Source organism: Pyxidicoccus sp. M6 (assembly GCF_055568925.1).
On sequence record NZ_CM145714.1, the window covers coordinates 8,407,473 to 8,431,545 of the forward strand.

The 24,073-nt window shown below is 71.6% G+C and carries 14 protein-coding genes; 2 read left to right on the top strand and 12 right to left on the bottom strand.

Annotated elements, in window-relative coordinates; all coding sequences use genetic code 11:
* Positions 1–54: 54 nt before the first annotated feature.
* Positions 55–441 carry a VOC family protein gene (locus ACVTJA_RS32955; RefSeq protein WP_465825541.1) on the bottom strand — a complete coding sequence of 129 codons (387 nt, stop codon included), beginning with the start codon at positions 439–441 and terminating at the stop codon, positions 55–57.
* Positions 442–453: 12 nt separating this feature from the next.
* On the opposite strand from ACVTJA_RS32955, the gene ACVTJA_RS32960 reads away from it, so the two are divergent.
* Positions 454–1,842, top strand: a complete 1,389-nt coding sequence (locus ACVTJA_RS32960; protein WP_465825542.1) for a DUF4388 domain-containing protein — start codon at positions 454–456, stop codon at positions 1,840–1,842.
* Here the strand turns inward: ACVTJA_RS32960 and ACVTJA_RS32965 are convergent.
* From ACVTJA_RS32965 to ACVTJA_RS32995, 7 genes are all read right to left on the bottom strand, one after another.
* Complete coding sequence (locus ACVTJA_RS32965; RefSeq protein WP_465825543.1) at positions 1,839–4,964, bottom strand: MYXO-CTERM sorting domain-containing protein; 3,126 nt, start codon at positions 4,962–4,964, stop codon at positions 1,839–1,841. The two genes, ACVTJA_RS32960 and ACVTJA_RS32965, sit on opposite strands and share 4 nt — an antisense overlap.
* Positions 4,965–4,973: 9 nt before the next feature.
* Positions 4,974–8,576, bottom strand: a complete 3,603-nt coding sequence (locus ACVTJA_RS32970; RefSeq protein ID WP_465825544.1) for a flagellar motor protein — start codon at positions 8,574–8,576, stop codon at positions 4,974–4,976.
* On the bottom strand, positions 8,573–10,474 hold the full coding sequence (locus tag ACVTJA_RS32975; protein WP_465840567.1) for a hypothetical protein: 1,902 nt from the start codon (positions 10,472–10,474) through the stop codon (positions 8,573–8,575). Before ACVTJA_RS32975 ends, ACVTJA_RS32970 begins: the two co-directional genes overlap by 4 nt.
* Before the next feature lie 39 nt (positions 10,475–10,513).
* On the bottom strand, positions 10,514–12,148 hold the full coding sequence (locus tag ACVTJA_RS32980; protein WP_465825545.1) for a TolB family protein: 1,635 nt from the start codon (positions 12,146–12,148) through the stop codon (positions 10,514–10,516).
* Between the two features lie 239 nt (positions 12,149–12,387).
* The gene (locus ACVTJA_RS32985; RefSeq protein WP_465825546.1) at positions 12,388–13,356 is read right to left on the bottom strand and encodes a hypothetical protein; all 969 of its coding nucleotides are present in this window, start codon (positions 13,354–13,356) and stop codon (positions 12,388–12,390) included.
* Positions 13,357–13,394: 38 nt separating this feature from the next.
* Entirely contained in the window at positions 13,395–15,242 is a 1,848-nt protein-coding gene (locus tag ACVTJA_RS32990; protein WP_465825547.1) for a sensor histidine kinase, read from the bottom strand.
* Entirely contained in the window at positions 15,239–18,571 is a 3,333-nt protein-coding gene (locus ACVTJA_RS32995) for a response regulator (protein WP_465825548.1), read from the bottom strand. The genes ACVTJA_RS32990 and ACVTJA_RS32995 overlap by 4 nt, the downstream gene beginning before the upstream one ends.
* Positions 18,572–18,768: 197 nt before the next feature.
* Here ACVTJA_RS32995 and lexA point away from each other — a divergent pair, with 197 nt between their 5' ends.
* Entirely contained in the window at positions 18,769–19,434 is a 666-nt protein-coding gene (lexA, locus tag ACVTJA_RS33000) for a transcriptional repressor LexA (RefSeq protein WP_465825549.1), read from the top strand.
* Here the strand turns inward: lexA and ACVTJA_RS33005 are convergent.
* From ACVTJA_RS33005 to ACVTJA_RS33020, 4 genes are all read right to left on the bottom strand, one after another.
* Positions 19,431–20,609 (bottom strand): MBL fold metallo-hydrolase, encoded by a 1,179-nt coding sequence (locus tag ACVTJA_RS33005; RefSeq protein WP_465825550.1) that lies wholly within the window; start codon positions 20,607–20,609, stop codon positions 19,431–19,433. The genes lexA and ACVTJA_RS33005 overlap by 4 nt on opposite strands.
* Before the next feature lie 120 nt (positions 20,610–20,729).
* Positions 20,730–21,869 (bottom strand): tetratricopeptide repeat protein, encoded by a 1,140-nt coding sequence (locus ACVTJA_RS33010; RefSeq protein ID WP_465825551.1) that lies wholly within the window; start codon positions 21,867–21,869, stop codon positions 20,730–20,732.
* A 14-nt stretch (positions 21,870–21,883) separates the two neighbouring features.
* On the bottom strand, positions 21,884–22,891 hold the full coding sequence (locus ACVTJA_RS33015; RefSeq protein ID WP_465825552.1) for a hypothetical protein: 1,008 nt from the start codon (positions 22,889–22,891) through the stop codon (positions 21,884–21,886).
* Positions 22,892–23,112: 221 nt separating this feature from the next.
* Positions 23,113–24,072: a LysM peptidoglycan-binding domain-containing M23 family metallopeptidase gene (locus ACVTJA_RS33020; RefSeq protein ID WP_465825553.1), complete on the bottom strand. Its 960-nt coding sequence runs from the start codon at positions 24,070–24,072 to the stop codon at positions 23,113–23,115.
* Between the last annotated feature and the right edge of the window lies 1 nt (position 24,073).

Here is a 24,073-nt window from a genome sequence, read left to right on the forward strand (position 1 = left end):
GTAGCCGTGCCCCGTCCCGCTCCGCAAGCGTGGCCGCCCCCGCGTAAGGGAGCGCTAGTCCTCGGGGTGGTGGCTGAGCGCCACGCGGTTGCCCTCCGGGTCCCTCACGTACACCGTCCAGCGCGTCTCGTGCTCCAGGGGCACGCCTGCCCGGGTGAAGGTCTCCACCACGCCCGCCCTCGCGGACTTCGGTATCCGGAAGGCGAGGAGCAGCAGGCCCGGCCGCTCGTGCCGGAAGGGAAGCGCCTCCGGCTCCTGGCTCGCCGCCTCGATGGCCAGGAAGCCACCTCCGGGCACGCCCACCCAGATGCTCCTCAGGGAGCCGTCTGGCCGCAGGTGGCGGGTCAGCTCCGGGAAACCAAGGAGGTCCCGGTAGAAGGCCGTGACCCGCTCCAGGTCCTTCGCCTGGATTGCAACATGATGGAAGCCCTGAACGTCCATGGAGCGGATGCTATGGTCTGCGCGTCCATGGCGCGACTGCTCATCGTCGAAGACAACCACGAGCTGGCCTCCCTCATCGTCGCGGCGGCCCAGGGGCGCGGCCACGAGGCCAGGGCGGCCTATACCGGCGAGGCCGCCCTGGAGGCGCTCGGCCCCGGCTCGAAGTGGGACGTCGCCCTCGTGGACCTGCTGTTGCCCGACATCCGAGGCAGCGAGGTGCTCGCGGCCCTTCGTGCCCACGGCATCCCCTCCATCGCCGTCAGCGGCGTCTACAAGGGGGACCGCTTCGCCCAGGAGGCCGTGCAGGTCCACGGCGCCCGCGCCTTCTTCGCCAAGCCCTTCGAGCTGAATGCCGTCATGGACGCGCTGGAGGAAGCCGGCGGAATCGCCCCTGCGCCCCGCGCTCCGCCGCCCGTGGAGGAGGCGGATACCTCGGCGTCCGACGAGCTCCTCGACGACGCGGACCTCATCGTCCTGGAGGAGTTGTCCCCGGAGTCGGAGGACGGCGCCGCCTCCCTGCACGACGTGTCGGAGACCGAGGCCCTGCCCCAGTCCGATGACGGAGAGCACGCCCTCCCCCTGCCCTTCCAGCGGCGCGAGAAGGTGTGGAGCGCCACCGCGTCTCCGTCCGCCTCGCCGCGCGGCAAGCTGCCGGAGTGGACGCTCGCGGGTGAGCTGAAGGACACGTCCGTCGCGCGGCTGCTCAACGCGTATTACGAGGCCCGCCACCACGGTGAGCTGAAGCTCAAGCAGGGCTCCGTCCTCAAGGTCGTCTACTTCGAGGCCGGACGCATCGTCTACGCCGCCTCCAACCTCGCGCACGAGCGCTTCGGCCGCTTCAGCGTCCGCCGGGGTGTGCTGTCCGAGTCCCGCCTCGCGGAGGTGGCCGCGTACGCGAAGGAGCATGGCCTGCGCACCGGTGAGGCCATGCTGCGCCTGGGCCTCATGGACGCCGAGCGGCGCCGGCAGCTCCTGGAGGAGCAGGTGAAGGAAATCCTCTGGTCCACCTTCACGTGGACGGAGGGCCAGTACGGCTTCAGCGCCATGCGGCCGCAGCGCGCGGACCTGGTGAAGCTGTCCGTGTTCCCCGGCGACCTCGTGCTGGAGGGCGTGGAGAAGACGGAGACGCTGGTGGCCCTGCGCCAGCGCATGCCGCTGTCGCGCCGGCTGTTCCCCACCGCCGACCCGCCGTATGGCCTGCACGAGTTGAAGCTGCAGGGGCCGCAGGCGCTGCTGCTCGCGTACGCGGATGGCAGCAAGACGGTGGAGGACCTGCTGGCCCTCACGGACTTGTCCGAGCGCCAGGCCCTGGCCACGCTACGCGGGCTGGAGCTGCTCGGCGTGCTGGAGGAGCGGCCCGAGGCACCGAGCCGCCGCCACCGCATCACCTTCGGACTCTAGGCAGCTTCGGCGCCCGCCGTGACGTCCCGACGGCGGCGCAGCAGCCGCGCCAGCGCCAGCAGTTCGAACACGGCCGAGCCCGCGCCGGAGCCCGAGCATCCACAGCCCGAGGAGGTGGCGGGCGGCGGAATCACACCCGACACCTGCACTCCGTTGAGGAACACCGCGCCCTCCAAGCTCGCCGAGGTCAACAGCCGGGGCCGTGTCACGTAGGTGAGCGTGCTCGCGCCGCTGGCCGGCAGGGAGATTCCGTCCACCGCGAAGCCACCTTCCACCGGCTGCTCCACCACGGGCTGGCCATCCACCGTCACGCTGCCGGGCACCCAGTCCACGCCGTCCACCCGCTCCACGTGGCGCAGACTTCCCACCCGGCACTCCGAGGTGTTGCGCAGCTTCACCACCACGCCCACCAGGCTGTTCTCCGAGCCCGTGGGCGACTCCGATTCGTGCGCCACCTCGACGAAGGGCGCCACGGTGATGGGCACCGAGTGCTCCGTCGTCGCGCTGTTGCCGCCGCCCGCGTCGGCGGTGACGCTCAGCACGACGGACTCGCCCACCAGCCCCTCGAAGCCCGTGTCGCGCGTGGCAATCGTCACCTGCGCCCCGCCCAGCTCCGGCTGCGCGAGCACAGGCCCGCTCACCTGCTTCCAGGTGAGGTCCGCCGCCTGGCACGCGTCGGCGGGAATCGTCTGCGTCAGCGTGGCCGTCGCGCTCTCGCCGCAGCGGGCCACCAGCGCGTCGCCCTGCACCGCGCCCAGCTCGACCGGGAGCGCGGGAGCGGACACCTGCGTCTGCGCCGTGCCGCCGTTGCGCGGCGTGCCGGTGCTCTCGTCGAAGAGCTCGCCCCGGACGACGTAGGTCTGGGCCGAGCACGCCGCCGGCAGTGGAGCCGCCCAGCTTCCCGGGACGTCCACCACCGCGTCGGCCAGGGTGCCTCCGTCCAAGTCTCGCAGGGACATCCGCGCCTTCAGGTCATACTCATTCGGGCACAGCACCGACGTGCCGAGCTGGACATCCACCTGCCTCGGACCCGCGGGCACCGCGGTGAGTGAGAGCTGGGCGGCGGTGATGTCCTCCGGCGCCGGCACCGCGTCCACGCGGACCGTGGCCTCCGGGCCGTCCTGCACGCCACCGGCGTCGGTCTGGATGCGATTGAAGGCGGTGAGGGAGAGACTGTCGCGCGTACACGCGGCCGCCTCCACCCGGAGCTGGGGGCTCGTCACGGAGGACGTCAGCGTGACGGTGCTACCGTCCGCGTCCTTCACCGTGAAGCCCACGGGCACGCCCGCGCTGGAGTCGCTCAGCCGCCACACTGTCGCCACCGTGGGCAGGCCCGGCGTGCCGGTGCACGGGTGCTGCGGCGCCTCGGGCGTCAGGTCGACTCCCGAGTCCGGCCCCGATGCCAGCATCTTGACCGCGCCCGCGCTGAACGGCGCCAGCGGCCTGCCCCACGGCGCCACGTCCACCGTGAAGCTCGTGGGCGTCGACTCCAGTCCGCCCTCGTCCAGGCCCTGCACGGTGTACGTGTAGCGAGCGCCCTGCGGGACACACAGGAAGTCCGGAGGCGTGAAGGTCGCCGTCCTGTTGGCGCCTGAAACGAGCGCGGGCTGGCCCGTCGTCGCGGACTTCCACGTGTAGCCCACCGTCGGGCATAGACCGGTTCCGGGCGGCGAGGCCGTGAAGACTCTCGAAGCTCCGCCCGCGACAGTCACGTCATTCGCGGGCGTCACGCCCGGCGCCTCGGGGCCGCGCACGTTGGCGACGGTGACACTCACGCCCACGGTCTGGTCATGGCTCCCCAGGCCATCCGAGGCGAACACGTCGAGCACCCGCGTCTCGTCCTTGCAGACGTCGGTCAGCGGAGTGATGCGCAGGTCCAACGTGTCCGGCTGCAACGTGGCGCTGACGCCCAGCAGGCCGGCGGCCGCGGACGAGTCCACCGAGACGCGCACCGCGTCCCCGTCGTCGTCCGTCGCGGTGACGCGGGACTGGACGGGGCCACTCCCCTCGCCGAGCACCAGCGGCTGGGTCCCCGACACGAAGCGGGGCGCATTCTCGTTGGTATAGAGCAGGAGGTTTCCAGACAACCCGCCGAAGGCATTCAGGATGACGGCGCAGAAGGTGGAGTCCACACAGCCCACCTCGATGGGGTCCGGAAACGAGGTGTCGACCTTCGGATTGACGCGCCAGAGCGTGCCGGCATCGGCCACGCTGTCCGCGGGCACCGTTCCCAGCAGCACGACATTGCCGCTGTCGTCCACGCCCACCGCCATGCCGTAGCCCTCGCCATGCACACTGCCCTGGCCGGTGTTCACATCCACGGAGACGATGTGCACCGGGCTCCCGGCATCGAGAATCGTCACGGGTGAGAACGGGAGGAGGGGCCCGGTCCCCGTCGGCGGTGTCAGCCGTCCCCGGAAGAGCCCGGCGTTGCCTCCGTAGAAGGCGATGGGGTCCGGCCCGTCCGCGACGATGAGGTCCACCGTCCAGATGGGCTCCCCCTGCTGGCCGGCGGGAACGTCCACCTCCCCCATGAAGTCACGGCCCCGGAACCAGAGGAACTTCGTGCTCGGCGAGACGACATGGAACAAGGCGTGGGGCACGCCTCCATCCGTCTCCGTCACCGCCATCACGGGCGTGGGCAGGAACGAGTCGCGGGTGGTGGCGATCAGCTGGCTCCACGGCGTCTTGCGCGCATCGTCCGGGAGCGTGGTCAGCAGCATGGACTCGGTGGTTTCGGGCCTGACGCCGGCATAGCCCGTTCCGGAGGGCGTGAAGCGCACCCGCTGCACCAGGGGCGTCAACCAGTTGCCTGGAACGATGTTCCCGGGCGGCAGGCAGTTGCCGATGCTGACCACGGAGCCGCCCTGCTTCACGGCGGCAAAGCAGCCGGACGGGGACAGGAAGGTGCCACGCACGTCCGTGTCGGAGAAGGCCCAGGGCCCCGCGGCGCCCTGCTCCCAGAGCTCCACCGTGTTCGTCGTGGACACCGAGAAGACGCCCGGCTTCCAGACGTCCACGAAGTTGGGGCTGCCCGGCACGTCCGGGTCGGGGCGCTCCACCGAAGCGGAGGCCACCGCGGCCATACCCAGGCTGAGTAGGATGACGAAGGCGGCGCGCACGGCGTGCTCCTAGTAGGCCACTTCGGCTCGCAGGTAGAGCCGGTCCTGATTGTCCGACGGGTCGTCGGTCAGCCCCAAACCGCTGAAGCCCAGGAGTGTGTACCCGGCGGCGAGACGCAAACGCTCGTCCACCCGGTATGCCACCTCCGCCCTCACGGCGGTCAGCTTCTCACCCTCGAGCGAAGCGGTACGTCGGGCGAGCTCGGCGCCCACTTCCAGACCTCCCACCACCCGGACTGCCGGCCTCACGGTACCCGTCCACACCCAGCGCACGGAGTCCGCGAGGCGGGAGCGCCCCGCGTGCAGGCCCGCCGCCACGGAGAGTCGGTCTCCCAGCTTGACGGCCGGCAGCAGCGAGAAGATTTGCAGCGCCCGGTCGCCGAACGCGGCGCGAGCTCCGGGCAGCAGCTCGCGGGTGAGGCCATAACGCGCCATGACGAGCCACGGCCCCGGGCGCCACGCCACCGCCGCGTAGCCCTCGACGAATCTCGACTCCAGCGCGCCCAGGTTCTCGGTGCGGGCGAAGTCCACGCGGCCGGAGGCCGTCACGTCCTCGCGCAGCTCCGCCTGCGCGGCGAGCGCCACCACCGTCTGCAACCGGTCCACCGGCGTGCGGGCACCCCGCTCCGGGATGCCGTCCTCGTGGCGCAGCTCCAGCCGGCCTTCGAGGCGCACGCGCTCCAGCACGAGCTGGCCGAAGACGCCGGCCGCGTCGCGCTCCAGCGGAGCCTCCACGTCGAGCAGGCTGCGCACGCCGCGCTCGTAGCGCGCGCCCACGCTGAAGCCGCCCGTCACCCGCTGCTGGAGTCCCACCGCGCGCGCCAGCCGCACGGCGTTGGTGTCATGCGCGCCCACGTCTTCGACGAAGAGCGCGGTGCCGCTGTCCGGCAGCTCGGTGCGCGCGCCCGTCAGCGTACGGCCCGCGCCGAAGTCCGGCCCGTCCACGTCCACCGAGTAGCCGCCGTAGTACACGTCCTGCCCGCTGCGCGACTCCACGTCGGCCCACGCGCGCGGGCCCAGCTCCGGACCCCAGCCGCCGTGCACGCCCACCCGCGTGTCCTTCACCACGTCCACCTCGACACCCGCCGAGGTGAAGGTGTCGTCGAAGCGGCCCGGCCCCTCGCCGTGCAGCGCGAGCATCTGCCGGTGCGCCGCGCTCAATTCCACGCCCGCGAAGGGACGCCAGGTGCCCGCCACACCCGCGGAGGTGCGCCCGCCGAAGAGGGCCGGCCCCTCCCCCGCCACCTCCGCCGCGCCCAGCCGCGAGTCACGCACCTCCAGCCGCGCGCTCCACAGCGCCTCCTCGTAGCCCACGCCCGCGCCCACCGTCCGCGCGGTGAAGGGCGAGTCCACGAAGGGCTCGCGAGGGTCGGCCGAGCGGCGCTCGTCCGCGAGCAGCGTCAGGCTCACGCGGCGGCCCACCGGCTGGCGCACGCGCAGCGACGTCTGCCGGAACAGGGCCGCTTCCGTGTGCGCGCCGTCCGAGAAGCCCTTCGCGCGCATGCGGAAGGCCGCGTCCACGGTGCCGCCGTCCAGCGCCGGACCGCGCACGCGCAGGCCCAGCGCCTCGCCCTCCGTGCCGAGCCCCGCCGCGGGGCGCAGGAAGCTGAGGCCGCCGTCGTCCGAGACGCCGAAGAGGCTGGACTCCACCGCCGTGCCCCGGCTGGACGCCACCTCCGCCGTCAGCGAGTACGCGCCCACGGCCGCTCGCGCGCGGCCGGAGTAGAGCGTGTACGGCTTGCCCTCGCGTCCCTCGCGCACCGCCGAGAGGCCGAGCCGCGCGCCGTGCCACTCACCCCAGACCTCGGCGCCGGCCGTGTCGTTGGCGTCCGCCGTGCGCAGCGCCGCGTAGTCCACCACCAGCACCGGCTCGGGGGCCTCGGTGGGCGAGCCCGTGCGCAGCCAGGACTCACCCGCGATGAAGGACAGCGGCCGGGACAGGAGGATGCGGCCAGAGAAGTAGTCGATGTCGTAGTCGCGCCCGCGCACCAGGTGGCGCTCCGCCAGCGGAAGGCCGGTGACGCCATCGCGAATCTCCAGGCGCACCAGCTCGGAGCCCTCCGAGATGGACACCGCGCCGAGGTAGTAGAGGCTGCCGCCGGTGGCGCGCAGCTCCTCGTGCGCAGGCACCGCCGTGAGCATGCGGCTCGGGTCGGTGAGGCTTCCGCCGAAGACGTCCACGCCCGCTCGCGCCGTCGAGTCCGGCTGGGGCTTCGTCTTCAGCTCCGCGTAGGGGCCGAAGAGGGGCCGGTGGTAGCGGCCCACCTCGCTGTCCTGCACGAGGGCGCGGTACGAGCCCAGGCCGGCGCGGCCGTAATCCGGATGGCGGGCCTCCAGCCGCAGGCGTCCCTCCGGAGCATTCGGCGTGAGCGACACCGAGTCATCGCCCCACTCCACGGGCGTGAGGTCGATGTCCGGCACGCGCTCGAAGCGCTCGGGCAGGCGCACGCGGAACCAGTCCGGCAGGTCGGCGCCGTGCAGCGTGCGGCCGTCGGTGTCGCGCAGGTCCAGCTCGCCGACGAGCTCCACGTCGGACAGGCGCAGCTCGGCGTGCGCGGAACCCCGGCCGCGCAACTGCACGTCGCCATCGCCGGGCGCCCAGGTGGCCTCCACGTCGAGGAGGCCCACCGCGAAGGGCCTCGCGGCGGCGTCAATCTCCAGCGTCTCGTCGCGCGGCGGCTGGCCCGGTATCTCCAGGTGGAGCGGCACCGCGTTGCGGCCCGGCTCCAGGGCCACCGGCACCTCCACGCTGCCTTCCGGCCCCACCACCGTCTCGCCCTTCGGCGTGCGCACGCGCGTGCCCTCCGGGGCCGCCACGCGCAACTTGGTGGTGCCGCTGGCCGTCTGCTCGTCGCGCCCGGCCGGAAGCTGGAGCGAGCCCGCGGGCTCCATCGGACGCGGTGCCACCAGCCAGCCATCACCGCGGCGCACCACGTCCACGCGCTGGCGGAACAGTCGCACCGCGCCGTCCGGAGCGGTGGCGGTAATCGCCAGCGTGTTCTCTCCCACCACCAGCGGGACGAGCGCGCTCCACGCGCCATGCGCATCCACCGCCGCCCCGATGCCCGAGACGGTGACGCGGTCTCCCGGTGCCGCATTGCCGGCCACGCGGAAACGCACGGCGCCTTCGCCCGCGACGAGCTCCGCCACTGGCGGCGCGGACTCGTAGGAGAGTGCCAGCGGCGCCGCCAGCGTGGCCACGCCGCGCACGGCGAAGTCCTGGAGGACGACGGCGCCCCACGGCACCTCCACCGTGGCGGCCTCCGGGCTCACGCGGCTCGCGGCCGGCAGTGAGCGCGGGTCCACCCTGAGCCGATGACGACCCGGGCGCAGGTGCAGTCCACCCGTCGCGTCCGGCGCGCGGGAGTCCACACCGTTGAGGTGATAGCGGCCGTGGGCGTCCGTGCGCACCTCGCGGCCAGTGGTCAGGACGAGCCTCACGTCCGGCAGGCCCGGCTCGTCCGTGCCGCACAGCCCGTCACCATTCACGTCGCGGCAGACACGCCCGGCGATGGTGGAGGCCAACGACGCCGTATCGGACGACAGCGTCTGCGCCGCCGACACGACGGGCACGAGCAGCACGGCCGCGAGCAGCAGCGCCCCGAGCCTCATGGCCGCACCTCGGCCAGTGCCGTCACGCCCGTGCTCACGTCCGCCACGGAGACTCCCACCGGTCTCGAGGCCCGCACGGTGAAGGACGTGCGCCCGTCGTGGACCTCCTCATCCACGCGCTCGCCGCCGGACAGCGACACGTACACCTTGCGTCCCTCCAGCACCTGCCCGCGCGAGTCCTCCACCCAGTACGTCACGCGGGTGCCTTCCACCTTCAGCCTCACATTCACGGGGACTTCAGGCGCCAGCTTCACGACCTGCGACACGGCGGGCGGCACGAGCGGCCCGTCCAGCGGAAACACCGGCCCGTCCTCTCCGAGCACATAGACTGTCCGCGCCAGCCCCGGCCATACCCCATGCGTCACCTGCAGCGTGCCGGGCTTCGGCGGCCCCAGCCGCACCGTGCCGTCCGCGCCCGTCACCACCTCGTGCCCATCCACGCGCAGCGACTGCGACGGCACGGGCAGGCCCGCCAGGTCCGAGACGCCCGCGTGCAGCGCACCGCCCTCTCGCCACACGGAGATGCGCGCGGGCTCGCTCCCCGCGGGGCCCCACGCGCGCACGCCCACCGCTACCTCCTCCGCGTCACCTGTCGGCGCCGGCGTCCACGTGCTGGTGAACGTCCCCGGCGGAGACTCCACCGGCGGAGAGAAGCTCCCCACCGGAGCCCGAGGCTCCACCACCGCGCCGGGCCGGGGCCGGCCGAACGCATCTCGCGCCGTCACCTGCACGCCTGTCTGCGAGCCATGGTGGACCAGCGCCTCGGCCACGGACATGCCCACCTCGGCCACCGGCCCCTGCACCAACTGCAGCGACAACTCCTCACGCGAGCCCGTGCCACGCTGGGGCCACGCGGCGGTGATGCGCTCGTCGTCGGCCAGCGCACGGGGCGCGGTGTAGCGCCATTCCAGCAGGCCACCCTCCGCGCGCACCGGCCCCGTCAACGTCCCGTGCCGCGCCTGCGCCGTCACGCGTGCATCCTCCACCGGCTTGCCCAGCGGGTCGCTCGTCGCGCACACCAGCCGCGCCCGAGACGTCCCATCCGCCGGCAGCCGCTGCGGCTGGAGCACGCACGCGAGCCCGTCCGTGGGCGGCAGCATCAGGTCGATGGGCATGCGCCGCACGTTGCCCACGCGGTCCACCACGCGGCCCTGTCCCATCCGGTGCCCCGGCGGGACGATGATGGGCAGGCGGAAGCGCCCATCCGGCCCCGCCGCCACCGGGCCGAACGACGTGCCCGCGATGTCGATGGAAATCTGCGCGTCCGGCTCCGTCGTGCCCGGCAGCGTCACCGACGCCGCGAGCGGAACCAGCACGCGCCCATACGCGCCCTGGATGGACTGCGGATGCGGCCACGCGGAGAACGCCACCAGGATGGCCACCTCCGGGTAGCGCGTGTCCGGCAGCACGTACCGCGCCCGGTACGTCCCCGGCCCGGTCCGCTCCAGGCCCTCCACCCGGCCGATGCTCGCGCGCACCACCGGCGGCGCGCCGCTGTCATCCACGGAGCCGTCCGGGCGCTGCATGCGCACCGTGAGCACAGCCTCCTTGTCCCTGCCCTTCACCGGCGCGGCAGGCTCCAGCGCCAGCCGCACCTCCGTCGCCGGCGGGCCCACGACGTAGCGCGCCTGCGCCTCCAGCCCTTCCACCCGCGCACGCACCACCACGTCACGTGCGCCCGGCCGCGGCACCACCACGAAGGTGCGCAGCGGCGGCTGCTCCGGGCCGTCGCGCAATTCCGCGCCCTCGGCCACCACCGACGGAGCCACCAACGGCACCGGCGCGCCCGACGCGTCCTTGCGCACCACCGCCACGGCGAAGCCATCCGGCGCCACGGCGGACGAGGGCCCGAGTATCTCGAGCGTGTCCGCCCAGGCCGGGGCGCACAGAATCAGCAGCAGTGCTGAGTGGAGGAACCGGTTCAGGCAGCTCCCACTCTACAGGGCGCGGCCTCCGCGCCGAAGTTCCTTCCGCCGCACCACCACCACCGCCCGCCGGGGGGCCATCAGCCACACCGCCGTCAGCATCAGCCCCACCAGCGCCAGCGAGCCACCGCCCGCGCTGCAGCCGCCGGGAATCGGCCCCGCGCCACCCACCGCGCCGTCGTCCCCGGTGAAGGTCATGGATGACACCGTGGCCGACGACTCCGACTCGCAGACGGGCGGCATTCCGTAGACGCGGACGCGGAACCCGCTTCCCGGGTTTCCGGAGATCAGCGAGGTCAGCGTGTTGTTGCCGTCGGTGGCCATCACCATGCCCTTGGCGATGAGGGTTTCGTTGGGACTGAACTGGTCGGGCGTCACCTTCACGTGCCCGTTGAGCCACACCCAGCCGGACGAGGCCGGCGTGCCGTTGAAGCCGTTCTCCACGCAGATGACACCCACGCCCGAGCCGGTGAAGGCCTGCTCGGCGCCGTTGGGCGCGCCCGTGGTCCGCGTCAGGTCCATCGTGGTCAGCAGCAGCCAGTCCTGCGGCGAGTAGCAGACGTCGATGGGGAGCCGGTCCACCTCTTCAATCGGCCGGCACCGCGGCTGCAGCTTGAAGGTGAATGAGTGCACGTTGAAGTCGCCGTTGGAGGGCGCCGTCCACACCACGCGCACCGTGCCGTCCGCGGCCACGCTCAAGTCGTTGAGGTTCTCGTTCTCCGTCCCGCTCGTCAGCTGGTAGAGCGTCTGCGTCTTCAAGTCGTAGAGCACGATGTCGAAGTCGCTCTTCTCCGGCGCCCTGCGCTCGAAGGCCACCAGCGAGCCGCTGACGCTCGGGTTGGCGTCCATGCCCGGCAGCGCCAACCGCTGCTCCGCGCCGCCGCCCACTGGCTTCCAGTAGATGTCCCGGTCCGTCACGCCATCCACCGTGCGCGTGCTGGCGTAGACCACCACCTCGCCGTTGGTGTCCGGCTGCGACTCCTCGCCCTCGGCGCCGGTGAGCGCGTCCGTGGTGAAGCCCGCGCCGTTCCACCGCGCCTCCCAGATGTCGCAGTTCAGGCCCTGCGCGTCGCACTTGGCCCAGACCACCGTCTTCCCGTCCGGTGCCACCGCGGGCGTGCGGTCCTGCAGCGTGTCATTCGAGAGGCGGGTGAGCGTGCTCGTGTTCAGGTCGAAGGCGGCAATCTCCGCCTGCAGCGTGTTTCCGGTGTAGCCGAAGTCCTGCCACGCCACGGTGCGTCCACCAATGACCGCGGCGCGGCGGCTGCTGCCCGCCTCGGGTGCCAGTTCCACCGGCGCCGCGTCCGTGCCCACCGAGAAGGTGAAGATGGCGCTGGAGGTGCTGACGCGGGTGAACACCACCGTGTCGCCGCTCACGTCCGACACGAAGTCGAACGCGCCGTTGTTGGGGATGGCCGCGTCCTCGTCCGTGACCAGGTCGTGGTAGCGAATCTCGCTCGTGCCGCGGACCTCGCTCGTGTACGCGACGAGCGCGCCGCTGACATGTGGGTCCGTCTGGTCTCCGGGCCCGCTGTTGACGACCTTCGAGGTGCCGGAGACGGGGCGCGCCTCCATCTGCGCCAGGGCGAGACAGGGTGCGAGCGCGGCGGGGAGCAGCGAGGAAACCAGGGCCAGTGTCCGCAGCATCGGAAACGACCTCCCGGAGAGACCGAGACAACGACCCACGCCTGCACAAGGCACAGTGGACCCGGCATATCCGGTACTGGCTTCCCACGGCGGTCACGGCCGGCCGGACTTCAGGCCCCGCGGCTTTGCGCACCAGGACTTTCGCCCTGGATTGCCCTTGAACAGGAACGACTGCCGGTGAGTCTAGAGAGCGCTCTTGCCGAGGGTCAAGGCGCCCGCCCGCCTGCCCGCACGGCCCTCTACCGGGAATCGTTGTTTGCTTGATTCCAGATGTCCTGGGTGTCCGTTTTCAGGGGTGGCGGCGTCGTGTCGACAACAACGTCCTGCTTGTCCCTCTGTTCAATACGCCCCACTCCAACGGCGCGGACATCCACCGTGTTGCGGCCCTCGCGCAGGGCCACCTTGCGCTCGAAGTGACCCTGGGCGTCGGGCGTCACGGTGACGCCGTCCACCTCCACGCGGCTGCCGGGGTCCGTCTGGCCGCGCACGACGAGCTCGCGCTCGCGCCGGGTGCGGTCCACCGGCCAGTCCACCTTGAGCAGGAGGCTGCTGGGCACCTGCGCGGGCTCGGAAGGCGCCTGGCCGGGGCGGATGACGGACTGCTGGCCGGCGCGGACGATGACGACCTTGCCCTGGCCGAGCAGCGTCACCTCGCCCTCGCGCGTGCCCACCGCCACGGTGCCCTTGCCGTTGTTGCTCATGGTGAAGGCACCCGCCTGCTCCAGCTTCGCCACCGCGTCCGCGTTGGCCGCCTTCACCTCGAAGGTGTGGCGCTGGCCGCGGCGCACGACGGCCGTCGCCATACCGTTGCCGAGGAGGATGCGGGACACCGACTCCGTGAGCTGCTCGGCGGAGATTTCGGTGCCCGGGTCCATGCGCACTTCGATGGCCTCGCCGCCGACGAGCATCGCGTACGAGCCGTCCTGGGTGCGCACCTTCTCGTTCTGCCGCAGCGCCGTGCCCACCGTCGCCGGGTGCCACGTGCCGTCCGCGCCCAGCACCTCCACGGTGCCCGTCACCTCGGTAATCTCCAGCTTCAGCGGCTTCTTCTCGGCTGGCGCCGTCACGACGACGGGCGGCGGCGGAGGCGCGGGCGGCGGTGGCGGCTCACGCAGGAAGATGAACCACCCCACCGGCAGCGCCGCGAGGATCAGCACGAGGCCGACGAAGAAGGACGTCTGGCGTCGGGGTGGGTGGGGCTGGGTCATGGGCCGCCTCCCTTGCTATCACAGCCCGCGCGGGGCCCTCACGCCTTCGGCAGCGTCACGGTGAAACAGGCACCCTGCCCGGCTTCCGAGCGCACGTCGATGGTGCCATGTGCCTCCGTCACCACCCGCCACGCGACACTGAGGCCCAGCCCCACGTTGGACCACACGTCCTTGGTGGTGAAGAAGGGCTCGAAGATGCGAGGGCGGATGTGGGCGGCGATGCCCTTGCCCGTGTCCTCCACCTCCAGGAAGGGCCGGCCGTCGCGCTCGCCGGTGCGCAGGGTGAGGCGCCTGATGGGCGTCTTCAGCATCGCCGTGCGCGCGTTGGACAGGAGCGCCAGCACCACCTGGGACAGGTGTCCGGGGTCCGCGCGCACGCGGCTCAGTCCCTGTTTCAATTCCGTGACGAGGGTGATGCCCTCGCTGCGCGTCTGGTGCTCCGTGAGGCTGAGCGCGTCGCGCACCACCGCGTTCAGGTCCACGGGCCGCAGCTCCGCGCGCTCGCGCTGCTGGGAGAAGCGCAGCAGGTTCTGGGTGATTTCCTTGCAGCGCTTGGCGCTCTGCTCGATTTTCTGCAGCGTGCCCAGGTCCGGGTCACCCGCGTTGCGGTCCAGCATGAGCAACTGCACGTTGCCGAGGATGCCAGCCAGCGGGTTGTTGATTTCGTGCGCCACGCCCGCGCCGAGCTGCCCCACCGCGGCCAGCTTCTGCGCCTCCAGCAACTGGGCCTGCGCGGCCTTCAGGTCCGCCGTGGCCTCGTCCACGCGGGCGCGCAGGTCATCGTTCCACCGCAGCAGCTTCGCGCGGGCCGACTCCAGCTCCTCGCCCATGCGGTTGAAGGTGGTGGCCAGCTCGCTCAGCTCGTCCTGGCCGCGCACCGGCACGCGCTTGTCCAGCTCGCCGCGCCCGTAGGCCTCGGCGCCTTCCACCACCTCCGACAGCCGGCGGTTGAGGCGGCGGGTGAAGAGGGCGCCCAGCCCGAGCAGCACCAGGAAGGTCCCGCCGATGGAGAGCAGCACCGTGCGCCGCATGGCGCGCACCGGCGCCAGCGCGGTGGCCTCGTCCACCTCCACCACCACGTCGAAGCGCAGGCCCTGTGGCACGCGCGCCACGCTCACCCGCCGGGCCGGAGCCTCCATGCGGAAGCTGCGCACGGCGTCCGGCAGCGGCGCGGCGGGCGTGACGAGGTGCGCGACGAGCTCCGGCGCCAGCACCTTCATCCGCTTCTCCGGGTCCGAGCTGGCCAGCACGCGCCGGTCCTCGTCCACGAGGTGGATGTGGCCCAGGCCTCCGGCCGCGCGGCGCCGCAGCACCGTCTCCAGCGGGGTGAAGACCACCTCCGCCAGCGCGTAGGGCGAGCCCTCGCCTTCCGCCAGCTTCACCGCCACGGCCACCGCCGACTGTCCCTCGTCACCGTGCGCGTACGCGATGCCCAGCGCCGCCTGCCCCTTGCCACCGCCGCGCAGCGGCTGCACCGGCACCGACTTCACCAGCCGCTCCAGCCCCTCGGTGTGGAAGGCCGGGTGTCCGTCCATCGCCTGCGTCCGGAAGACGGGCGTGCCCACCGGATGGCCGTCCGCGTCCAGCTTCAGCACCGCGCTCACCGCCGGGGACTGGCCGTACAAGAGGCGCAGCCCGCCCGCCGTCTCCGCGTCGGTGGCGGACTGCCAGTCGAACAGCTCCGCGGAGCGGGCCAGCGCGTCCACCACCTCCATCAGCGAGGAGCCCACCGCCTCCGCGGTGGCACTGGCCTGGGCGCGCTGCGCGGCGTCGATACTGGCCGCGAGCTCGGCCTCGGCGCGCGAAAGCAACAGGAAGCCCACCGCGGCGAGGGGAAGCACCGTCGCGGCGAGCATGAAGAGGACGAGTTGCTGGTAGAGCCTCATCCGGCCACGGAGCGTACCACCCGCTCCCGGTCACTGCGGAGGAAGACGGAGCCGGCAATCGCCTTGGCCCGCTTCTTCATGTCCGCCGCGCGCCGTGCCAGCTCGGCGTGGTCCTGCGTGCCGTCCGTCATCACCGCCACCACGGACACGCTCATGATGGGGAAGCGCCGCTTCTCGCCGAAGCGGTCCTCCGCCTCGATGTGCCCGCGCTCCCTGTCCTGCCGGTCGTAGTAGAGCGGGATGATGCGGTCGAAGGTCTCAATCGCCTTCTGGCAGATGCGGTCCACCGACTCCGTCGAGGTGATGAACACGAAGTCGTCCCCCGCCACGTGGCCGAGGAAGTCTCCGGGCGCGCCCTCCTGCGCGAAGATTTCGCGCATCAAGTCACCCGTCTGCCGCACCACGCCGTCCGCCTTCGCGAAGCCGTAGTAGTCGTTGTAGGCCTTGAGGTTGTCCAGGTCGAGGTAGCAGAAGGCGAAGGGCCTCCGCGCCACCAGCCGGCGCTGCACCTCGCGCTCAATCGCCGTGGAGCCCGGGAGCTGCGTGGTGGGCGACGCGGACAGCTCCTGCTCCTTGCGCCGCATCACGCTCTCCACGCGCGCGCCCAGCTCCAGCGCGTCGAAGGGCTTGGTGAGGTAGTCGTCGCCGCCCAGCTTGAGGGCGCGGACCTTCGAAGACGTCTCCGCGCGGGCGGAGATGAAGATGACGGAGATGTGGCCGCTGGCGCGCTCGGCCTTGATTTCCTCCAGGAAGACGAAGCCGTCGCCGTCCGGCAGCGTCACGTCCAGCAGGACGACGTCCGGCCGGCGCTCGCGCAGGGAGCGGCGCCCCTCTTCGATGGAGCCCGCCGTCGCCACGTCGAAGCCGATGTTCTCCAGCACCTCGCGGCAGATGGCGGCAATCTTCACGTCGTCGTCCACCACCAGCACGCGCCCGTGGGCCGGGCCCGCGCGGCCGCGCACCAGCGAGTCCACCGTGGCCAGCAGCTTGTCCGGCGCCAGCGGGCGCACGAGGAAGGCGTCCGCCCCGGCGCGGAAGGCGCGCTGGCGCTCGTCGAAGGCGGAGGTGACGAGCAGCGGCGCGCGGCGCGTCTCCGGGTCATGCCGGAGGATTTCCGCCAGCCGCAGGCCGTCCACGTCCGGCAGCCGCACGGAGACGAGCAGCATGTCCGGGTGGTAGCTGCGCGCGGAAGCGATGCCCTCCTCGGCGTTGAAGGCCAGCCGCACGTCGTAGCCGCGCCCCATCATCAGGGCCTTGGCGATGTAGCCCACCTCGGGCTCGCCCTCGATGACCAGCACCCGGCCCCGGCTCTCCTTGCGGCGCGGCTGCGACACCACGCTCTCCTCGGAGTCTTCCGCCTGGCGCAGCTCGGGCGGCGGCTCGGTGGGCAGCACCGCCATGAAGCGCACGCCGTCCGAGCAGGGCTCGCACCAGATGCGGCCGCCGTGGGCCTCCACGATGTTGCGGCAGATGGCGAGGCCCAGGCCCGTGCCGCGTACGGTGCGGTTGGCCTTGGTGCGCGCCTGCTCGAAGCGGTCGAAGATGCGCTCCAGGCTCTCCTCGGCGATGGGGTCGCCGCTGTTCCAGCAGGAAATCACCATGTAGCCCGGCAGGCTGGAGGTGGCGTGGAGCTCCACACGCACTTCGCCGCCCTCGGGGGTGAACTTCACCGCGTTGTTGAGCAGGTTGTTGAGGACCTGGTTGAGCCGGTTGGGGTCCGCGATGGCCCGCAGCGGGTGCCGCGGGAGGACCGACCTCACCAGGATGCGCTTCTCGCCGAAGGCCGGCTGGTACTTCTCCACCACGCGCTGGATGAGCTCGTCGAGGTACGCCACCTCGAAGTTCATCCGCAGCCGGCCCTTGGCGAACTTCGACAGGTCCAGCAGGTCGTCGACGATGGAGTTGAGCTTCTCGGTGGAGTCCTTCGCCAGCGACAGGTAGCGGCGCTGCCGCTCGTTGATGTCGCCGGCCATGAAGTTGAGCACGAGGTCCAGCGCGCCGGAGATGGACGTGAGCGGCGTGCGCAGCTCGTGGCTCACCATGGAGACGAACTCGTCCTTGCGCTCCTCCAGGCGCTTCTGCTCGGTGATGTCGCGCAGCACCACGCAGACGCCGCGCAGCGTGCCGCGCGCGTCGCTCACCGGCGTCACCGTCACCTGCACGTGCCGGTCGAAGAGCTTCACCTCCTCGCGCAGCACCTGGTTGCCGCTGTACTCCCAGCCGCGCACCAGGTGGAAGGGCTGGAAGCCCAGCCGCTCCTCCATCATCCGCGTGGTGTGCGACTCCGGGTCGTCCTCCGCCTGGAGCAGCCGGCGCGCGGCGGGGTTCATCACCACGATGTCGTTCTTCTCGTCGGTGAGGACCACGCCGTCGGCCATGGACTCCACCATCCGCTCCATGCGGTGGCGGGCCTCTTCCTCCGCCGAGCGCAGGGACTGGATGGCGTCCGCCGTCTGGTTGGCCAGGACGTCCAGCAGCACGCCGTCGTCCTCGGTGAAGGCGTCCGGCCGCTGGCTGAAGAGGGACAGCATGCCCACCGGCCGCCCGCCGGCCACGAGATTCACCGTGAGCTGGCTGGGGTAGACGGTGGTGGCGCCCGCGTCCGGCGTCGTCGTGCCGGCCACGCGGGTGATGACGCGGTCCTCGGGGAGCGGCAGCCCGCTGCTCTTGCGGTACGCGCCGAGCATGGACTCCTTCACGCCCAAGAGCGCCTTCTCCCCCACCGTGCCATGGCAGCGCAGCCGCAGCGTGACGTTGCGCGACGAGTCCGGGGCGATGAGCGCCGCGCCGCAGTCGTACGGCAGCACGCGCGCGACGGCGATGAGCACCCGGTCGATGATGTTGTCGTAGCTGGCCGGGTCGTTGGCGGACGCGCGGCTCACCTCGTAGAGGACGAAGAGGGCCTCCACGCGCTGGTGGAGCTGGCGGATGAGCCGCTCCTTGTCGCGCCGCAGCTGCGTGAACTCGACCGCGTTCTTCACGGTGATGACGAGGTCGTTCACGTCCCAGGGCTTGGTGATGTACCGGTACACCTGGCCCTTGTTGATGGCCGCGATGATGTCCTCCGGGTCCGTGTACCCGGTGAGCAGCAGCGTGGTGACGTCAATGCCCTCCGCACGCGCGGTGGCGACCAGCTCGATGCCCGACATCTCCGGCATACGCTGGTCCGTGACGAGCACGTCCACCGTTTCCTTCCGAAGGATGTCGAGGGCCGCCGCGCCGTTCGACGCGGTCAGGACGCGGTACCGGCGCTGGAACATCCGCGTGAGGATGTCCAGGACGTCGGCCTCGTCATCGACGAACAACAGCGTGTGGCGGGGCTCGGACACGGCGGGCGGAATTGTACGCAAAGATCGTCAACCTGCCTCAAGTTGTGAGAAAGGCGACTGTTCAGCACGCACGCTGGGTGCGCGGGGGGACACCGAACGCATTGACTCTACACGTATGTTCAGGGAGAGTGGATACTGAAAGCCTGTTGCCTGGACGTCCGTGCCCCTGGCAGGACGACAGCCGAGGGAGGGTGCGCATGGAAGAGCTCACGGAACGCCAGCGCGAGATTCTCGCCTTCATCGTCAAGGAGACGGAGACGCGGGGCTTCCCGCCGACCATCCGCGAAATCGGCGAGCAGATGGACATCCGCTCGACCAACGGCGTGAACGACCACCTGAAGGCCCTGGAGCGCAAGGGCTACCTCAACCGCGGCGAGCAGCAGAGCCGCTCGCTGGTGCCCACCAAGCGGGCGCGGCTGGCGCTGGGCCTGGGGGCCAAGAAGGAAGCGGGCATGGTGGAGGTGCCCCTCCTGGGCAAGGTGGCCGCCGGCGCTCCCCTGCTCGCGCAGGAGAACATGGAGGACTCGGTCAAGATCGACAGCTTCCTGCTGGGCGGGGTGAATGGCCGCGAGGTCTTCGCCCTGCGCGTGAAGGGGCAGTCGATGATTGACGACGGCATCCACGACGGGGACTACCTCTTCGTGAAGAAGACGCCGGCGGCGCAGCCCGGGGACATCGTGGTGGCCCTCATCGAGGACGAGGCCACGGTGAAGCGCTACTACCCGGAGGGAGAGCGCATCCGGTTCCAGCCGGCGAACGCCACCATGCAGCCCATCTACGTGAGCCGCGCGGAGTTCCGCTCCACGATGATTCTGGGCCAGGTGGTGGGCGTGTACCGCAAGCTGCAGGGCGGGCGCGCTTAAGTCGGCCCGTCCAGCTTCGTGGAGACGATGGGGTCCTGCTCCGCGGTATGCCACGGGAGCTGGGGCCACCAGGGTGAGAGGGCCGGGGGCGACTCCGGCTCGACGCTCTGCCCGGGCCGGGGCATGAGCACGCGCTGATGGGACTTCGAGGCGGCCGCGAGCACGCGCTCCATGGGCTCCGTCCAGCCGTGGGGCGCGAGGCTGAAGAGGCCCCAGTGCACGGGCAGGAGCACACGCCCCCGGAGCTGCTGGTGGGCGAGCACCGCCTGCTCGGGGCCGATGTGCCAGTCCGGCCAGGCGCTGTGGTACTGGCCGACTTCAATCAGCGTGACGTCGAAGGGCCCGAGCCTGGCGCCGATGTCCTTCATGGCGGGGAAGAGGCCCGTGTCCCCGGAGTAGTACGCGCGGTGCTTGGGGCCGAGCAGCGCGAAGCCGGCCCACAGCGTGGCGTCCTTGTCGATGCCGGTGCGGCCCGAGGCGTGACGCGACGGCGTGCAGACGATGTCGAGGCCGGCGACCTGCGTGCGCTCCCACCAGTCGAGCTCGACGATGCGCGCGAGGGGCACACCCCAGGCTTCCAGGTGCGCGCCGACGCCGAGCGGGACGATGAAGGTGGTGTCCCAGTCCTTCATGGCCACGAGGGTGCGGTGGTCCAGGTGGTCGTAGTGGTCATGGGAGATGACCACGGCGTCGACCTTGGGCAGCTCCGTCAGCGCGACGGGCGGCGCGTACCACCGCTTCGGGCCGGCCCAGGTCAGCGGCGAGGCCCTGTCGCTCCAGATGGGGTCCGTGAGCACGCGGGCGCCGTCAATCTCGATGAGGGTGGACGAGTGCCCGAACCACGTGACGCGCAGGCCGGTGGCCGGGGGCGTCTCCCACCGGTGGCGGTCGCCGGTGACGGTGGGGAGTGGAAGCTCGGTGGGGCTCGAGACGGGGCTCGCGTTGAACATCGACGTGAGCGAGCGGGACCAGTCGTTGAAGAGCGGCTGCGGGTTCTCGAAGTGGCCGTCCTGCCACTGCGGTGAGCGCTGCATCCGCGTGAGGCGCGCGCCTTCCGCACGGCCACCGAAGGCGGGCCAGGCGCTGACGAGCGTGCCGGCCAGCGAGAGGGCCACGAGCGCTCCCGTCCACTTCGCCGCGCGAGCGAGGCCGCGTCTCGGATTCGAGGACTTCACAGGTGTTCTCCAGAGGGCGTGGTCATTCGGGCCGACACCCGTCCCTCGTCGGGGAGCGCGGGCACTGTGTTGTAAGAGGCCGCGCGCCGGATTGCTTCATCAAGCGCCCGGAGGTCCGGCTCACGGGCACTTCTTCACTCCGGCATCGGCCGCGGTGACGCGGGCACACGCGGCCTGCTGCACGGCGGCGTCCTTCAACTCCTTCGCCAGCCGGGCCGTGGTGAGCTGCAGCCCGGTGTCCTTCACGTTCTCCTGCTCCCCGCTGAGGCTGGCGAGAATCTTCAGCGCGTCCGGCTTGCGGTCCAGCTGCGCGAGCAGGTCGGCCAGCTCGCGCATTTCACGCAGGTCCTTGCCGGACACGGACTCCAGCGCCGCGTTCAGCTCATCCATCGCGCCCGCGCGGTCCTGCATGGCGAGGTGGATGCGCGCGAGCGCCACGTGCACCACGGCGCGGTCCTTGATTTTGAGCGACTCCTTGTACGCGGAGATGGCGTCCCCGGGCTTGTCCATGCGCAGGTGGATTTCCCCCACCAGCTCCCAGAGCGTGGGGTCCGTGCGCGAGCGGCTCGCGGCGTCCTTGTAGGCCGCCAGCGCCTCCGTGAGCCGGCCCGCGCGCACGAGCGCGTCGCCCAGCGCGGACAGCACCTCGGTCGTGCGCACGCCCTGCCCCACCGCGCCGTCCGCGAGCGTAATCACCTCGTCGTTCTTCCCCTGCTGGTTCAGCACGTCCACCGCGCGCATCACGAGCATGGACTTCGACTCCCCCGAAGCGGCACCGGCGGCGAGCGTGAAGTGGCGCACGGCCTCGTCCTTCTCGCCCTTCTTGAGGTGCAGCTCCCCGAGCGATTCGAGCGCGTTGAAGTCGTTCGGATACAGCGCGATGGCCTTGCGCAGCGAGCTCTGGGCCTCGGGCACCTTGCCGAGCTGCGCCTGGATGAAGCCCAGGCGGCTCCAGTTGGTGGAGCGCTTCGGGTCGAGCTTGATGGCCGCCTCGAACTCGGTGAGCGCTTCGTTGATGCGGCCCATCGACAGGTAGACCTCGCCGCGCGCGGCGGGCAGGCGCGGGTCGTTGGGAGCAAGCTGCTTCATCGCCTCGAACGAGGCGAGCGACGACTCGAATTGTCCCTGGAGGTACTCGGCGGTGCCCTTGAGGTAGAGCCCTTCCGCATGGTCCTTGGGGCTGATGCTCGGAGGGCCGTCGTCACACGCGACGGCGGCGAGCAGGACGAGCAGGGGCAGGACGCGCAGGCGCGGCGACATGGAGGCTCCGACTCTCAGAAGTGGTAGGCAATGCCCGCGTTGAGGTCCAGGTTGAGGCCATCGCCGAGCTTCGAATCCGCGAGCCCCATCACAGCCTGCGCGACGTTGGTGCCGGCTTCAATCTGGAAGCCCACGTGGCCGGCGACGAGGTACTCGAGGCCGGCGAAGCCGACGACGGTGGGCAGCGGGCCGGTGGACTGGAAGATGCCGAAGTCGCCGAAGGACAGCTGGATGCCGAGGCCGAAGCCCCAGTAGGGCCGCAGTGGCTTCTCGACGTTGTGGTAGTGGCGGAGGCCCACGACGCTGGGGAGGACGTTGAGCCCGCCCTTGGCGCCCTCGGTGTTGGAGTGCACGTAGGTGAAGCCCACCTGCACGAAGCCCACCCACTCGGGATGGAACCAGTAGCCGACCTCCAGGTCGGCGCCCGGGTTGAGGGTGGAGAGCTTGTCGATGAAGTTGTTGTTGATGCGCAGGCCGAGCAGGAGACCGCCGCCGCCCGTCAGGGGCCCTCCGAGCAGCGGACGGCCCGTGCCGGGCTCCTCCGGATTGACGAGCGCGGCGCGGAGCTCGTCGGCGACGACCTCGGCGGTGCGCAGGAGGACGTCGGCCTCGGGAGCCTCGGCGCGAGGCCTGGCCAGGCTGCGGCCGCCGAGGGTGTCCACGAGGCTGGCGGTGAGGAGGTACTGGTCGCCGAAGCGGTCCAGGCGGCCGGTGATGATGTAGCGGGCGCCGGTGATGGAGGACAGTTCCTGGAGGCACGCGCCGCGGTCACACGACTTGATGCCGAGGAGCTGCTGCTGGTGCTCGGCGTCGAGCACGAGCTCGATGTCGCGCTGCGAGAGGACGCGCAGGCGGGGAGACTCGGCGAGGCGCGAGGCGATGAGGGACGTGATGCCGGGCGCGGAGTCACGGGCGGACTCGTTGGACTCGAGCATCAGCACCGCGACGACGAGGGACTCCTTCTCGGGCTGCGCGGGCGTCTGCACCGCGGCCGTGGGCGTCTCCGCCGCGGAAGGAGCCACGGGGGCCGACGCGGGAGCAGACGTTACGGACGCAGCGGGCGGAGCACTGCCCTCGGCGGGCGGAGTCTGCGCGCGGGCAGCCGAAGTCACGAGGACGCACAGGGAAACAAGCAGTGGGAGGGAGCGCGGCACGGCGCGGGACTCTACCCCTACCCGGGCCCCGCACGGAGCAACCGGACACGTGTCGTCAGACGAGCAGCCCAGCAGGCGACCGCCCCGCCTCAGGACGACGGCATCGGCCCGAGGTAGTCGAGCGGGTCCACCGGCTTGCCGTCCAGGCGCACCTCGAAGTGCAGGTGCGGCCCGGACGTCTTGCCCGACTCGCCCACCGTGGCAATCACCTGCCCCGGCAGCACCCGCTGCCCCGTGCGCACGCGCAAATCCCGGTTGTGCGCGTAGAGGGTAATCAGCTGGTTCGAGTGCTCCACGATGACGATGTTGCCGTACCCGCGCTGCTCGCCCGCGTAGAGCACCGTGCCCTGCTGCGCCGTCTTCACCGGGCTGCCCGCGGGCGCCGCGAGGTCGATGCCGTCGTGCGGCTCCTTCCCCTTCTTCCCGAACCGCCCGTACAGCACGCCCTTCAACGGCCAGTCCAACATCCCCTGCGTCGCCAACCGGGGACGCGAGCCCGTCCCCGGACGCGGCGCCGGCCTGGAGCGCGAAGGCGGCTCCTCACGCCGCGCCACCACTGGCACGCCGCGCCTCGGTGTCCCCTCGGTGGACGTCCGCACCGGCTCCGGGTCCGCCTCGGCCAGCACCTCGTGCTCTTCCGCGGGGGCGTTCCGCTCGATGCCCGGAATCGTGAGCTCCTGCCCCACCGCGAGCGTCCACGGCGCCTTGATGCCGTTGGCCGCCCCCAGCTCCTCCACCGTGAGGCCGTACGTCTTCGCGATGCGGTACATCGTCTCGCCCGGCGCCACGCGGTGGCGCACGGACACCAGCTCCGGCTCCGGGTGCGCGGACCTCAGCGCGAATGGCAGCCCGCTCTTCCCCGAGGACGAGGACACCGGCGCCGCGGAAGACGCGCCGGCGGGCTCCGCCTCCTTCGCGTCGCCCACCGGCATCCACTCCGTGTCCGGCGGAGGTGCGGCCGCCCGGGGCCCCGCGCAGCCGGCGAACAGCACGGCCACGAGCAGCACCCGGAGCGCCCCACCCGCTCGGCTGGACACGGACCCACGCAAC